The sequence below is a fragment of the Microbacterium sp. genome (genome assembly GCF_040394595.1).
Classification (GTDB): Bacteria; Actinomycetota; Actinomycetes; order Actinomycetales; family Microbacteriaceae; genus Microbacterium.
This window is the reverse complement of record NZ_JBEBSA010000009.1, coordinates 58,354-72,564: the sequence shown is the minus strand read 5'-3', so window position 1 is coordinate 72,564 and position 14,211 is coordinate 58,354. Positions and strand designations below refer to the sequence as shown.

Annotated in this window: 10 protein-coding genes; 1 reads left to right on the top strand and 9 read right to left on the bottom strand. The window is 72.7% G+C overall.

Annotation, left to right across the window (positions count from 1 at the left end):
• The gene (locus ABWO84_RS10690; protein ID WP_353114551.1) at positions 1 to 1,362 is read right to left on the bottom strand and encodes an MFS transporter; all 1,362 of its coding nucleotides are present in this window, start codon (positions 1,360 to 1,362) and stop codon (positions 1 to 3) included.
• A gap of 64 nt (positions 1,363 to 1,426) precedes the next feature.
• On the opposite strand from ABWO84_RS10690, the gene ABWO84_RS10685 reads away from it, so the two are divergent.
• Positions 1,427 to 2,176 carry an ArsR/SmtB family transcription factor gene (locus ABWO84_RS10685; RefSeq protein ID WP_353114550.1) on the top strand — a complete coding sequence of 250 codons (750 nt, stop codon included), beginning with the start codon at positions 1,427 to 1,429 and terminating at the stop codon, positions 2,174 to 2,176.
• Between the two features lie 13 nt (positions 2,177 to 2,189).
• On the opposite strand, the gene ABWO84_RS10680 is transcribed toward ABWO84_RS10685, so the two are convergent.
• From ABWO84_RS10680 to ABWO84_RS10645, 8 genes are all read right to left on the bottom strand, one after another.
• The gene (locus tag ABWO84_RS10680) at positions 2,190 to 3,794 is read right to left on the bottom strand and encodes a PucR family transcriptional regulator (RefSeq protein ID WP_353114549.1); all 1,605 of its coding nucleotides are present in this window, start codon (positions 3,792 to 3,794) and stop codon (positions 2,190 to 2,192) included.
• A gap of 136 nt (positions 3,795 to 3,930) precedes the next feature.
• Entirely contained in the window at positions 3,931 to 5,034 is a 1,104-nt protein-coding gene (menC, locus tag ABWO84_RS10675) for an o-succinylbenzoate synthase (protein WP_353114548.1), read from the bottom strand.
• Positions 5,031 to 5,885: a GNAT family N-acetyltransferase gene (locus ABWO84_RS10670; protein WP_353114547.1), complete on the bottom strand. Its 855-nt coding sequence runs from the start codon at positions 5,883 to 5,885 to the stop codon at positions 5,031 to 5,033. Before ABWO84_RS10670 ends, menC begins: the two co-directional genes overlap by 4 nt.
• Positions 5,882 to 6,988 (bottom strand): M20 family metallopeptidase, encoded by a 1,107-nt coding sequence (locus ABWO84_RS10665; RefSeq protein WP_353114546.1) that lies wholly within the window; start codon positions 6,986 to 6,988, stop codon positions 5,882 to 5,884. The genes ABWO84_RS10670 and ABWO84_RS10665 overlap by 4 nt, the downstream gene beginning before the upstream one ends.
• Positions 6,988 to 10,314 (bottom strand): serine hydrolase, encoded by a 3,327-nt coding sequence (locus ABWO84_RS10660; RefSeq protein WP_353114545.1) that lies wholly within the window; start codon positions 10,312 to 10,314, stop codon positions 6,988 to 6,990. Before ABWO84_RS10660 ends, ABWO84_RS10665 begins: the two co-directional genes overlap by 1 nt.
• 29 nt (positions 10,315 to 10,343) lie before the next feature.
• A complete protein-coding gene (locus ABWO84_RS10655; RefSeq protein WP_353114544.1) occupies positions 10,344 to 11,291 on the bottom strand; it encodes an ABC transporter ATP-binding protein in 948 nt (315 codons plus the stop codon).
• Complete coding sequence (locus ABWO84_RS10650) at positions 11,288 to 13,213, bottom strand: dipeptide/oligopeptide/nickel ABC transporter permease/ATP-binding protein (RefSeq protein WP_353114543.1); 1,926 nt, start codon at positions 13,211 to 13,213, stop codon at positions 11,288 to 11,290. Before ABWO84_RS10650 ends, ABWO84_RS10655 begins: the two co-directional genes overlap by 4 nt.
• Positions 13,213 to 14,211, bottom strand: coding sequence for an ABC transporter permease (locus ABWO84_RS10645; RefSeq protein WP_353114542.1), 999 nt, complete (start codon positions 14,209 to 14,211; stop codon positions 13,213 to 13,215). The genes ABWO84_RS10650 and ABWO84_RS10645 overlap by 1 nt, the downstream gene beginning before the upstream one ends.

Genomic DNA, 14,211 nt, shown 5'->3' with positions numbered 1-14,211 from the left:
TCATGAGGGCGCCTTCTCCTGACGGGAGACGGCGATGCAGAGGACGGCGGCGAGGACGAGCACCGCGGCGCCGCCGAGGAGGGCGCCGGAGGTTCGCACCACGAAGCCGGCGGCGTGCGAGGGTCCTGCGATCGCGGCGGAGGCGGCGATGCCCAGCGCGCCGCCGGCCTGCCGGGCGGTGTTGCTCGCGCCGGACGCCAGGCCCGGCGACTCCGGCATCGCCTTCATGGCGGCGCCGACGATCGCGGGCGTGAGGACGCCGAGACCGGAGCCCCAGAGGGCGAGGGAGAGCGCGAGGGGGACGGCGCCCGCACCGGCATCCGGGAGGGCCGCGGCGATGCCGGCCATCCCGGCGGCGGCCGTCGCCGCACCGAGGGCGCCGGTGCGCCACAGGCCGATCCTCGCGGCCAGCCGTCCGGCGGGTGCGCCCAGCAGGGGCAGCGGCAGCATCGCCGGGAGGGTGAGCAGGCCCGCCGCCAGCGGGCTCAGCCCGTGCACGTCCTGGAGCACCTGGGTCAGCAGGAACAACCCGCCGAGAGCGCACAGGTTCATCAGCCCCGCGACGAGCGCCGCGAGACCGAGCGGACGCCGCGCCGTACGCGGCACGGCCAGGACGGGGCGGGCGGCGTGCCGTTCGACGACGGCCAGGCCGAGCAGCGCGCCGACCGCTGCGGCCGCGAGCGCCCCGGCGGCGAGGGGCGCCTCCGGCGCCCGGATGGCGGCGGTGACCAGGCAGGCGAGCCCGATCATGAGCAGTCCGGCTCCGGCCGCATCGACGTCGCCGTGCCCGGGAGCGGGGGCCGACCGCGGGAGCCGGGCGACCGGCACGATCGCCACGGCGATCACCGGTACCGAGAGCCAGAACACCGCCCGCCATCCCGCGGACTGGACGAGGAGTCCGCCGATGAGCGGGCCCGCGGGCAGCGCCGCACCGCCGATCGAGGCCCAGATCCCGACGAGGCGGCTCCTGGAGGCCTCGTCGGAGCCGGACTCGACCAGCAGGGCCAGCGTGCCGGGGAGCATGAGCGCCGCGCCGATGCCCTGGACGACCCGCGCGGCGATCAGCACGCCGATCCCCGGGGCCAGGGCGCATGCGGCAGAGGCGGCGCCGAAGCAGGCCATGCCGAGCAGCACGACCAGGCGGTGGCCCAGGCGGTCGCCGATCGCGCCGGACACCAGCAGGAGCGCAGCGAGGGGAACGGAGTAGGCGTCGACGCTCCAGGCGAGCCCGGCGGCGTCCGCCTGCAGCTCCGCCCCGATCCGCGGGAGCGCGACGTTGACCACCGTCACATCGAGCAGCACCAGGAAGTAGCCGCCGCACAGGGCGAGCGTCAGCGGCCAGCGCGAGCGTGTCGGCGTCATGCGTCGATCCTCGGCCCGGGACGTTTCAGCCCGCGTCGAAGCGTTCCGTCCGTATCATCGAGCCATGAGCAACGACCCGGTCGCCCAGGGCGAGCCGGACATCGCCGCCGTCGCCTCGGCGTTCGCCGACGCCCGACGGGCGCGGGTGCTGATGGCGCTCGCCGATGGGAGGGCGCTTCCGGCCGGGCGTCTCGCCGAGGAGGCGGGCGTCTCGGCATCCACGATCAGCAACCATCTGACCGTGCTGCTGAACCGGGGCCTGGTCACGGTCGAGCGGCAGGGGCGTCATCGTTACTACCGGCTGGCGACCGCCGAGGTCGAGGGCGTGCTCGAGGCCTTGGCGGGACTGGCGCCGCGGACGCCGATCACGTCGCTGCGCGCGCACACCCGCGCGCACGCCCTCCGTGAGGGGCGCACCTGCTACCGACACCTCGCCGGTCGGGCGGGCGTCGCGCTCTTCCAGAGTCTTCTCGCCACGGGATGGATCTCGGGCGGGGACGGCCGCCATCGCCCCGAGGTCACCGGAGACAGGCTCTCCGCCGCGGGCAGGGGCACCCAGTACCGGCTCACGGACGCCGGCGCTGAGGCGCTCGCGGGGTGGGGCGTCCCGTGTGCGGTGCTCCAGACGTCGCGGCCGCTGCACTACTGCGTCGACTGGACGGAGCAGGCCCATCACCTCGCGGGTCCGCTCGGCGCCGCCGTGACCGACAGGCTCTTCGACCTCGGCTGGATCGTGCGGAACAAGGTTCCGCGCGCCGTCGAGATCACCGCGTCGGGGGAGTCCGGGATCGCCGCGCTCACCGCGTCGGCCTGAGGTCGCCGCGGACTCAGCGCGGATCGAGGTCGAGCAGTCGCAGCTGCACCATCGCGGAGAAGCGCGCATCGGGGTCGGCGAGGTCCAGGCCGCTGATCTCCGAGAGGCGGCGCAGACGGTACCGGAAGGTGTTCGGGTGGGTGTAGACCCGCGTCGACGCCGCGGTGACGTCTCCGAGGCACTCGAGCCACGACTGCAGCGTCTCCACGAGGTGCGTCCCGCGCTCCCGGTCGTGCTCGATGAGCAGGCCGACGGGGCCGGTCGGCCGCTCGCCGCGGGTGCGGGCGAGGTCGGCGACCTCCACGAGCAGGGCCTCCATCTGCACGGCGGAGAACAGCACCACCGCGCCCTGCCGACGTCCGCTGCGCAGCACGCGCAGCGCGCGATCCGCGCTCTGGCGGGAATCGGGGAGCATCGAGCCGTTCTCGGCGATCGCCCCGACCGCGACGAGCACGTCGTCGGACGAGCCGAGCCGTGAGAGGAAGTCCTCCGCGACGCGCGCGGCGCGCGCATCGGCGTCCTGCTGCTCGCCCGGCACGCCGGCGACGGCGTAGACCACGTCGCCGATCATCGCGACCGCGGAGCGGGGGTAGACCGCGCCGAGGTGCATCGCGAAGGCGTCGGCGATGCGATGCCGCTCACCGAGTACCCGCGCATCCGTCGCATCCGCCTGTGCGGCGGTCTCGGCGGTCGAGAGCGCCAGCACGACGCAGCGGTGGTCGCCGAGGCGCAGCCGGGCGACCGCGTCCTTCGCACCCGCGCCGCCCTCGAGGGCCGTGGCGAGCAGATCGGCACGCAGCCGTCGCTCGACGTCGGCCCCTGCGCGCTGCTGCAGCATGTGCAGGGCGACGAGCTTGGTCGCGTCCTTGAGCGCCTGCAGGCGGTCGGAGCTCAGCGGCTCCCGCACGGCGACCCAGATCGAGCCCAGCACCTCGTCGCCGGCGCGGACCGCGCACGCGACGCGCGGCATGGCGGGCGATCCTCCCGCCCGCACCGGGTCGATGCTGATGGGGTCCGCGCTCCGGTAGAGCTCGCGGAACACGCCGCGCTCCTCGAGCTCGCGCGAATAGCGGTCCGGGACCTGCCTGCTGAGGATCGTCTCGACCCGCTGGGGGTCGGCCTCCTCCTGCCGGCCGGAGAACGCCAGCACGCGGGAGTTGCGGTCCTCGATGGTCACCGGCGCGTCGAGCAGCGTGGAGATCGCGTTCGCGATCGCGAAGAGGTCGCCGGCGGACGTGCCGCCGAGCGTCTGCGCGTCGGGCTGTCCGACGTCGCCGTCAGCGGTGAGGGTGCGGAGCATGGCGGAGAGCTGCGACCAGGAGGCACCACGCGTGAGGGCGAGCACCGGCACTCCCGTGGCGGCCGACGCCGCCGCGATCGGACCGTCGACGGCGATCGGCGCACGCAGCACGAGTGCCGTGGCGTCCTCCTCCCGCATGGCGGACAGAAGGGCGGTGATCTCATCGACCTCGCTGAGTCCGACGCCGAGCACCAGGGCCTCGCGCATCGGGACGACGTCGTCGAGGGGGTCGTGGATGATCACGCCGTCGATCGGGCGCTCGGCCGCGATATCGCCGCACACGGCGTCGAGCAGGGTCGTGCCGAGGTCTTCGATCACCCGTCCGAGGCTTGCCCGCGGGCGCGTCGTCACTGACATGAGCACGATCCCGAGGCTACGTCGACCAGGTCGTGCGGCGGATTGTGGGACACGACGAGATCTTAACGCCGTTTCGTCGTGCCCCACAGATCGTGGATCAGAATGTGATCCACTCCGTGCGGGTGGTCACCGCATCGAGGGCGTCCGTGTGCGGGGTGACGCCGATCCCCGGGCCGGTCGGCACGGGGAGCACTCCGTTCTCCACCGTGAACGGGTCGGTAATGTCCTGCGCGTAGTACCGGTTCGAGCCGGAGGTGTCGCCGGGCAGCGTGAAGCCGGGGAGCGCGGCGAGGGCGAGGTTCGCGGCGCGGCCGATGCCGGTCTCGAGCATGCCGCCGCACCACACCGGGATGTCGTTCGCGCGGCAGACGTCGTGGATGCGCCGCGCCTCGAGGTAGCCGCCGACGCGACCCGGCTTGATGTTCACGATCGAGCAGGCGCCCAGTGCGATGGCGTCCGCGGCGGCGCGGGCCGAGACGATCGATTCGTCGAGGCAGATCGGGGTCTTCACGACCTCCGCCAGCTGCGCATGGCCGAGCACGTCCTCCTCGTCGAGGGGCTGCTCGATGAGGAGGAGGTCGAAGTCGTCGAGCCCGGCGAGCAACCGGGCGTCTCCGCGGCGGTACGCGGTGTTGGCGTCGACCTGCAGCAGGATGTCGCCGAACCGCTCCCGCACCGCCCGCACCGGCTCGATGTCCCAGCCCGGCTCGATCTTGAGCTTGATGCGCTGGTAGCCCTCGGCGAGGTAGCCGTCGACGGCGTCGAGCAGTTCGGGGATCGAGTCCATGATGCCCACCGACACACCGCAGTCGACCTCGGCGCGCACGGCCCCCAGCTCCCGCGACAGGGGGATGCCCGCCGCGCGCAGCTCGGCGTCGAGCACCGCCATCTCGAGCGCCGCCTTCGACATGCGGTGCCCCTTGAAGGGCTCCAGCACGGTCGCGACCTTCGAGCCGTCCAGGGACCCGGCGCCGGCGAGCGCGGGGATCAGATGGCGGCGGAGCACGTCCATGCTGCTCTCGACGTACTCGGAGGAGTACAGGGGGGCGTGCATCGACACGCACTCGCCCCACCCCTCGGCGTCGGGCGTCACCGCGCGCACGATGATCGCCTCGCGCACCGTCTCCACGCCGAAGGACGTGCGGAACGGGGCCACCAGCGGCATCTCGATGACGCGCAGTTCGATTCCAGTCAGGTTCATGCCAGTTCTCCTCTGTCGATGGTGTACGTATCGGTGCGGTCGAAGGCGAGCACCTGTGCTCCGCCGTCGAGCAGGTCGCCGAGCGTGTCGCGCAGCGCCAGCCGCCAGCGGGTGGCGAGCTCGGGGTCGCTGCGGCGGATGCGCTCGATGTCGTGCGGCAGGGTCACGCGCACGATCCGGCCGCGGGGCTCGGCGACGAGCGGCTCGTCGCCGGCGCCGATCGAGAGCATCGGCTCGCCGTCCGGCGCCGTCGCATCGGACGGGCTCCCGGCGCAGGCCGCGGCGACACGGGGGTCGTGCACGAACCAGGTGGCGAGCATCCGGTCGGTCTCGTCCGCGCCGTTGAGGGCGTCGTGCATCTGCCCGTAGAAGTTGCGGTGGTACGACGTCGCCGTGGCGGCGAGCTTCACCAGGTTGAAGTGCGTGTTGCGGCTGATGAGCGGATCGAACGTCCAGGTGATCTCGTCGAGGTCGTGGTCGATCGCCCAGGCCCGCTGATGCACCTTCAGCGCGAAGCCGACGCTGCGTCCTCGCATGCGCTCCGAGACGCCGGCGATGTGGCTGTGCAGCGCTCGCCGCCTCGGCGGAGCGAGGAAGCCGAAGCACGCGCCGACCAGCTCCTCGCCGTCGAAGGCGCCGCCGAGGTAGCTGCCCGCCTTGGAGAGCGCGCGCAGCGTCTCGGTGTTCACCGGCGGGGGCTCGTCGTTCAACGAAGTCCAGATGCCGCCGAACAGGTCGACGACCTGCTCGAACTCCTCCAGCCGGGTCAGCAGCCGGATGTCGACGCCCGCCGCGGCCGCTGCCCGGTCGGAGTCCTGCGCCGCCTGCTCTCGTTCTTCGATCATGGTCACCGGTCGCTCCTTCGCGATCCCTCGGAGAGCAGCTCCCGCAGCAGCCCCTCCAGCAGCGCGGTGCGCTGCGGGATGAACTCCGCGATCACGTGCTCGTCGTCCGCATGTGCGCCGCCGCCCACGGCGCCGAGGCCGTCCAGCGTGGGCACGCCGATCCCCGCGGTGAAGTTGCCGTCGGATGCTCCGCCGACGGCGATCCCCTCGAACGGCGGGATGCCGAGCGAGGCGGCCACGCGGGAGGCCAGCGCGAACAGTTCCGCGGCGCTGCCCTCCTCCATCGGCGGGCGGTTCGGCCCGCCCTCGATCCGGACGGACGCGTCGCGGCCCCGTAGCGCCCTCATCGCGACGTCCACCCGCTCCTGCTCCGCGAGGGTGCGCACGCGCACGTCGACCGAGAAAGCCGCCTCCGCGGGAACCGTGTTGGTGGTCGTCCCGGCGCTCAGCAGCGTGGGGGTCACCGTCGTGCCGGCATCGGGGGAGCCGAGCCCCGCGACCGCGAGCAGCAGCTCCGCGGCCTCGACGGCCGCGTTCACGCCCTTCTCCGGCTCGAGGCCCGCGTGGGCGGCCCGTCCCGTGACGTGCACGCGGTAGAGCGACACGCCCTTGCGGGCCACCTTGAGCGCGCCGCCGTCGCCCGCCGCCTCGAGCACGAGGGCGGCGCGGCATCCGGTCGCCCGCTGCTCGATCAGCGCGCGCGACCGCGGGGAGCCCAGCTCCTCGTCGCCCGTGATGAGGATGCCCACGCCGTCGCGATCGTCCAGCGCTGCGACGGCGTGCAGCGCCATCACCACGCCGGTCTTCATGTCGAAGCAGCCCGGTCCTCGCACGATCCCGTCGTCGACGCGGAACGGGAGGCGCTCCAGCGAGCCGAGCGGCCACACCGTGTCGTGATGCCCGACCAGCAGAACCCTCGGCACGCCGAAGCTCCAGCCCAGGTGCGTGCAGCCGTCGACGACGATGCGCTCCGGCGCGACGCCGAGCAGGCGCTCGCCGAGGGCGGCCACCACCTCGGCGCTCTCGGCGACCGCGTCGAGGTCGGATGACGGCGACTCGCGGCGCACGAGCTCGCCGATGTGCGCGACGAGGGCCTCCTGCGCGTGCATCAGGGCACCTTCGGCGCCGCGCGGATGCCGGTGTGCATGTAGAGCTCACCGGTGGGCAGCGTGTAGAAGATCACGGGCATGGTCGATGCGCCGTCGTCCACCGGGATGACGAACTCCCGGTCGTCGACGGGCACGAGACGGTGTTCCTGCACCGGGTTGGGCAGCATCGAGGCGAGCGGCCCGGTCAGCGTGACGCGCACGCGCAGCCCGTCTCCGGACTCCTCGCGGAAGACGTCCGCCGTCACGCCGGCCCGCTCGTAGGTGCCGAGCACCCGGTCGACGTCGCCGTCGAAGGGCTCGTCCGGCATCGCGAGGCCGCCGGGAACGCGCAGGTCGGCGAGCTCCGCGAAGATCTCGCGGAACAGCTCCGTCATCACCTGCTTGCCGCCGACGCCGTTGGTCAGCAGCACGATCGCGAGGCCCTCCTCGGGAAGGACGCGGAGGAAGGCGTACTGGCCGATCGTGGTGCCGTCGTGGCCGAACACCCGGCGGCCGTCCCAGTCGAACAGCATCCAGCCGAGACCCCATGCGCTGCCGAGCGTGTACGGGTCGGGCACCTCGACCTGCTGTCGCTGCATCTCCGCGACGAGGTCCTCGGACAGCACGCGGGTCCCGTCGACGGCGACGCCGCCCTCGAGATGCATCCGCGCGAAGGCGAGCACGTCCGCGGACGAGGCGTTGATCAGCCCCGCGGGACCCATCGACCGCGGCAGCGACCACTGCCCGGCCTGCACGGGGCCGTCGTCGTCCAGCCCGGTGTGGCCGATCGCGGCGCGCTGCATGATCGCCTCCTCGGGCCGGGTGGTGACGCCGGGGAGGCCGAGCGGCTCGAACACCAGCTCCCTCATCGCCTCGTCCCAGGTCTTCCCCGTGACGCGCTCGATCACGTTGCCGACGAGCGAGAAGCCGGAGTTGCAGTACGAGAAGGTGGCGCCGAGCGGATGGTTCTGCGGCACGTCCGCGAGCTCGCCGAGGAAGCGGTCGAGCGCGTCGTCGCCCTGCCCGGTCTCCGCCACGAAGTCGCCGTCGATGCCGCTGGTGTGCGTGAGGAGGTGGCGCAGCGTGACGCCCTGCGTGATCTCTTCGGAGGGGACGCGGAACTCGGGCAGGTAGCGGACGATGGGCGTGTCGAGGTCGAGGTCGCCGCGTTCGACGAGGCGCAGCGCCGCCGTCGCGGTCCACACCTTCGTGATCGAGCCGATCTGGAACACCGATCCGGGGGTCGCCGTCAGGCCGGTGCGGGCGCTGAGGACGCCGTAGGCGCCGTACGCGGGCTCCTCGCCGAGCCGGAGGATGCCGAGCGAGGCGCCGGGCACCCGGTGCTTCGACGCGATCGCGTTCAGGCGCTGCTGCCAGTGGGCGGCATCGATGCGCGGGCGGGTGGGGCGGGCATCCGCCGGCACGTGCTGCTGCATCCACCCCGTGATCCGGGCGTTGAAGTCGGCGCGCTGGGAGGGGGCGCCGGTGATCGGGAACAGATGCGACGCTCCGGGGTAGAGCACGAGCCGGGAGGGCACGTCGCGCTCCTGCAGCGCGGTGAACCACTGCTCGGCCTGCCCCACCGGGCAGCGGTCGTCCGCGGCGCCGTGCAGGATGAGCGTCGGGGTGACCACCCGATCGACCTGAGTGTAGGGCGACTGGGCGCGCAGGCGCTCCGCGTCGCGCCAGGGGAGTCCGCCGTGTTCGCTCGACGCGAGGTAGTGGCCCACGTCGGAGGTGCCTCCGAAGCTCACCAGATCGGTGACGACCCCGCCGGGGACGGCCGCGGCGAAGCGATCGTCGCGCGAGGTGAGGTAGCAGGTCATGAACCCGCCGTAGCTGTAGCCCGTGACCGTCAGCCGCTCGGGGTCGAGGACGCCCTCCTCGACGAGCCGGTCGATCGGCTCGAGGAAGTCGCGCGCGTCGCTCAGCCCCCAGTCGCCGGTGACGCCGCGGTAGAACGCCTCGCCGTAGCCGTCGCTGCCGCGCGGGTTGACCGTCAGCACGGCCCATCCCTCCGCGATGAGGAGCTGCTGGTACGGATGCGCCAGGTCGGCTGCGCCGTTCCAGGCGTTGTGCGGGCCGCCGTGGATGTCGAGCAGCAGGGGGAGCGGACCCTCCGCTCCGGCGGGACGGCGCAGCCAGCCGGTCACGACGGTGCCGTCGGAGATCGTGAAGCGACGCTCCTCGGCGACGGCCAGGGGGAACGCGGGGGCGCCGTAGGAGGTGAGCGTGCGGAGCGTCCCGTCGCGGAGGTCGAGGAGGGCCACATCGGCGAACGCGATGTCGGTGCCCACGACCACGGCGGCGCGGTCGCCCGCGACCGAGACGCCGGACACGTTCGCGGTGCCGCCGACGAGCTCGCGGCGGTCTGAGCCGTCGGGGGCGAGCGAGATCACCTGGCTGAAGCCGTTCTCGCGCACGCAGAGCACGTGCCGCCCATCGGCGCTGCGCTGCGGGAGCGCCCCCGGGTAGCCCGGGCCGCCGGCCATGACGTTGCGGTCCAGAGCGGCGGTCAGATCGACGGGTTCGCCGCCGTCCACCGGGATCAGGAGTAGCCCGATGTGGCCCACCTCGACGTCGAGACGGCCGGCCGCGGCGATGTGCGCGCCGTCGTCCGTCCAGCCCACCGCTGTGGTCTGAAACCCTTCGCCGCCGACCCGCACGGGGTGCCGTGCGGGGTGACCCGCATCGACGGTGAACACCGCGCTGCTCATCGTCAGGTCTGAGTCCTCCGCCGCCGGCATCGAGAATGCCAGGCGGGTGCCGTCGGGCGACCAGAAGGGATCGGTGGTGTGCTCGGGTCCGTCGGTGAGGCGCGTGACCTTCCCGTCGCCGATGTCGATGACGTGCACCTGGCTGCGCATCGTGCCGAACACGCCCACTCCGTCGAGCTTGTAGCGCAGATCGTCCGCGACCACGGGCGCCGACGACGGAGAAGGCTCGCCGCCGCCGATCGTCGTCATGTCGACCGGTGCGGAGAAGGCGATCCGGGTGCCGTCGGGGCTCCAGCGAGGTGAACGCGCGCCACGGGGGAGGGTGGCGAGTCGGGCGGCCTCCCCTCCGAAGGCAGGCAGCAGCCACAGCTCCACGGCGTCCTCCGCTGCGCGGAGGAAGGCCAGCGTCTCGCCGTCGGGGCTCCACGCCGGCGTGCTGTCGGCGGTGCCGCGGGTGAGTCGCCGGGGCTCTCCGCCGTCGGCGGGGACGGCCCAGAGCGAGCGCACATCGCGATCCGCGTCGCGGTCGACGGTCCGCAGCACGTAGGCGATCGTCAGGCCGTCCGGCGAGAGGGCGGGCTGCTCGGGCGTCGCGATCGCGAAGAAGTCGTCGATGGTGAGGCGTGACATGCGGGGAGTCTCCTTCTCGTGGGCGGATTTCAGGACGCGGACGCCGCGAAGTGGCAGGCGGCCGCGTGGCCGGCGGCGGGCAGGACGGGTTCCTCCGTCGTGCACACCGTGTGGTCGGGGAACATCAGCGGGCCGATCGGGCACCGGGGGTGGAAGCGGCATCCGGACGGCGGATCGTGCGGGTCGGCCGGCTCGGTGTCGATCGCGGCGCCGTCGTCGATCGCCAGCAGGTCGCCGTGCCGGGTCGGGGCCGATGCGAGGAGCTCCTGCGTGTAGGGATGCTGCGGGTCGGAGAGCACCTGGTCGACCTCGCCGACCTCGACGATCCGGCCCATGTACATCACGGCGACGAAGTCGCTCACATAGCGGACGACCGAGAGGTTGTGCGAGATGAACAGCATGGTGAGGCTGAGGCGGGTCTGCAGATCGCGCACGAGGTTGAGCACGGAGCCCTGCACCGACACGTCGAGTGCGGAGGTGATCTCGTCGGCGATGATCGCGTCGGGCCTGGCGCCGAGCGCACGGGCGAGGGCGATGCGCTGCCGCTGCCCGCCGGACATCGCCGACGGCAGGTCGTCGGCGCGCTCGGGGTCGAGGTTCACCAGCTCGAGCAGCCGGCGCACCTCGGCGCGGCGCTGCACTCCCGACATCCCGCGCGGGAACGCCTCGGAGATGGACTCCCCGATCGTCATCCGCGGGTCGAGGGAGGAGTAGGGATCCTGGAAGACCATCTGGATCGGGCGCCGGCCGCGGCGGAAGCCGCGCACGTCCTCGCCGCCGAGGGTGATGGTCCCCTCGGTGAGGGGCGAGAGGCCGATGGCCGCGCGGGCGAGCGTCGACTTGCCCGAACCAGACTCGCCGACGAGTCCGACGACGCTGCCGGAGGGGATGACGAGGTCGGCGCCCCGGACCGCGGTCAGGGCGTTCCGGCCGGAGCCGTACCGGATGCTGACATCCGCGAAGCGCAGTTCGCTCATCGGTTCTTCTCCTCGATCTCGACGCGCACCGGACCGGCGGCGGGGGAGGACGCGCCGTCGCTGACCGGATGCCAGCAGGCCACGCGATGGTCGGAGCGCTCCGCGCTCAGCCCGGGATCCTGCTCCCGGCACAGCTCGGTCGCCAGGGGGCAACGATCGGCGAACGCGCAGCCGGCGGGGAACGCGCCGGGGGCGGGCGGTCGCCCGGGGATGGTCCTGAGCGGCTGGGCCCGGTCGGTGTCGAGCTCGGGCACGACGTCGATCAGCGCACGGGTGTAAGGATGGCGGGCCTCGGTGTGCAGTCGCGATGCCGGGAGGTCCTCGACGATCCGGCCCGCGTACATCACGAGCACCCGGTCGCAGGTCTGCGAGACGACGGCGATGTCGTGGCTGATGAGCAGGATCGCGGCGTCGGTGCCCTGGCGCACGCTGTCGAGCACTCGCAGCACCTGGCGCTGCACGGTGACGTCGAGGGCGGTCGTCGGCTCGTCGGCGATGATGAGCTTCGGCGTGTTCATCAGGCCCATCGCGATCATCGCGCGCTGGCGCATCCCGCCGGAGAACTCGTGCGGATACTGTCCTGCGCGCCGCTGCGCCGCCGGCACCCGCACCGAGCGGAGGCGGTCGACGGCGCGCTCGGTCGCCTGCTTCCAGCTGAGGCCCTGATGCTCGACGGAGGCCTCCGCCAGCTGCCACCCGATCCTCCTCGTGGGGTTGAAGGAGGTCATCGGGTCCTGGAACACCATCGCGAGGGAGGAGCCGAGCAGCGCGCGGACGGACTTCTCCGGGGCGCCGAGGAGCGGCGTGCCGGCGAAGTCGAGGCGCGCGGCGGCCACATCGCCGGGCTTCTCGATGAGCTGGGCGATCGCGAGGGCGGTGAGGCTCTTGCCCGAGCCGGACTCGCCCACCACGCCGATCGCCTCGCCCTTGCCGATCGAGAAGCTCACACCGCGCACCGGGGTGATCGGGCCGGCCGGCGAGGGGAAGGTCACGCGCAGGTCGTCTACGGCGAGCACCATACTGTCGTCGACGACCTGCGCGTGGGCAGAGGGGACGGGGGCCGCGCCGCGGAGCGGGATGCCGAAGACGCGGGCGGAGCGCCCGCCGAGCACCGACGCGGCGGTCTCGCCGAGCAGGTTGAACGCGAGCCCGGTGAGGATCACGGCGATGGTCGGGCCGATCGCCGCCGCGGGGTTGATGTAGATGCGGTTCAGGCCCTCGCTGAGCAGCTTGCCCCAGTCGTAGGCGGGCACCTGTACGCCGAGGCCCAGGTAGGAGAGGCCGGCGAAGGCGAGGAGCGCGCCGCCGGCGGCGATCGTCGCGTTGATCACCAGCGGCTCGCCGATGTTGGGCAGGAGGTGGCGGATGAGGATGCGGAACCGGGAGACGCCGGCGACGCGCGCCGCGGCGATGTAGTCGCGGCCGGTGATCGCCGCGGACAGGGTGTGCGTGAACCGCGCGAAGCTCGGGGCCATGGCGAACCCGATCGCGAGCATGCCGCCGAACACGCCGACGCCGAAGATCACCGCGAAGAACAGCGCGAGCAGCAGCGACGGGAAGGCGACCGCGATGTTCACCGCGCCGACGACGATGCGTCCGGCCCAGCGGGGGAGCAGCGCCGGGGCGGTGCCGAGGACGATCCCCAGGACGATGCCGATCGCGACGGAGGCGAGCGCGAGCAGGATCGAGAGCCGGGTCGCCACGAGCACGCGGAGCAGCACGTCGCGGCCGAGGGCGTCGGTGCCGAGGAGGTGCTCGGCACTCGGACCCTGCAGCATCCCGGACGGATCGGCCGTCTCGGCCGCCTCCCCCCAGAGGATCGGGGCGAGGACGGCCGTGACTGCGACGAGCGTCAGCAGGACGAGGGCGGTGGCACCGACCGGGGTGGCGGCGACGGCGCGCCATTTCTTCAGCGCGGCCATCATGCCTCCTTGATCGTCGAGCGGGGATCGAGCACCATCAGCAGCACGTCGACCAGGAGGTTGACCAGCAGCACTCCGGCACCGTAGATCAGCACGATCGCCTGCACCACGGGATAGTCCTTGGCCAGGATCGAGTTCACGATCATCTGCCCGAGGCCCGGCCAGGCGAAGATCATCTCCACGAGCACCGTTCCCGCGACCATGCCGCTGAGCAGCAGGCCGCTGAGCGTGAGAGTGGCCGTCAGGGCGTTGGGGAGGGCGTGGCGCCGGTAGATGCGGGCGGGCGTGAGTCGCTTCGCGCGGGCCGTGCGGACGAAGTCCTGGCTCAGCACCGAGAGCACCTCGACCCGGATGATGCGGGAGAAGACCGCGATCGGACCGATCGCGAGGGCGATCACCGGCAGGACGAAGGAGGACGGTCCGGAGTTGCCGGCCACGGGCAGCCACTGCAGCGTCACCGCGAAGAGGAACACCAGCCCGACGGCGATGAGGAACTCGGGGATCGCGGCGACGATGACGCTCGTCGTGGCGAAGCCGAGCTCGAGCCCGCGTCGGCGACCGCCGCGGGTGGCGACGGCCATGATCACACCGACCGGCACCGACACGAGCAGCACGAGGATCACGGCGAGCACCGCCAGTTGGAGGGTGGCAGGGAGGCGGGTCGCGATGATCTCGCTCACCGGCTGATTGCTCAGCATCGAGGTCCCCATGTCGCCGCGGAAGAGCCGCCCGATGTACTCGACGTACTGCTCGATGAGCGGTTTGTCGAGACCGAGCGCCGTGCGCCGCGCCTGCACGATCTCCGGCGGCGCGGTCATCCCCAGCGCGGCCCGGACGGGATCGCCGGGGATGAGGTGGATCATCAGGAAGGCGGCCGTGACCAGCACCCATACCGACAGCAGGAACTGCCCTCCGCGGCGGAGCAGGAAACCCACCCACGGATTGTCCGGTCGGGCGGCCTTGAGGAGTATCGCCTGTGTCGCGGTGGTGCTGGTCAT

What these genes read in the sequence shown, in the direction of transcription:
- ABWO84_RS10690 (WP_353114551.1), bottom strand. Translation starts at nt 1,362, where the DNA reads ATGACGCCGACACGCTCGCGCTGGCCGCTGACGCTCGCCCTGTGCGGC.
- ABWO84_RS10685 (WP_353114550.1), top strand. Translation starts at nt 1,427, where the DNA reads ATGAGCAACGACCCGGTCGCCCAGGGCGAGCCGGACATCGCCGCCGTC.
- menC (WP_353114548.1), bottom strand. Translation starts at nt 5,034, where the DNA reads ATGAACCTGACTGGAATCGAACTGCGCGTCATCGAGATGCCGCTGGTG.
- ABWO84_RS10665 (WP_353114546.1), bottom strand. Translation starts at nt 6,988, where the DNA reads ATGCACGCGCAGGAGGCCCTCGTCGCGCACATCGGCGAGCTCGTGCGC.
- ABWO84_RS10660 (WP_353114545.1), bottom strand. Translation starts at nt 10,314, where the DNA reads ATGTCACGCCTCACCATCGACGACTTCTTCGCGATCGCGACGCCCGAG.
- ABWO84_RS10655 (WP_353114544.1), bottom strand. Translation starts at nt 11,291, where the DNA reads ATGAGCGAACTGCGCTTCGCGGATGTCAGCATCCGGTACGGCTCCGGC.
- ABWO84_RS10650 (WP_353114543.1), bottom strand. Translation starts at nt 13,213, where the DNA reads ATGGCCGCGCTGAAGAAATGGCGCGCCGTCGCCGCCACCCCGGTCGGT.
- ABWO84_RS10645 (WP_353114542.1), bottom strand. Translation starts at nt 14,211, where the DNA reads ATGACCAGCACCACCGCGACACAGGCGATACTCCTCAAGGCCGCCCGA.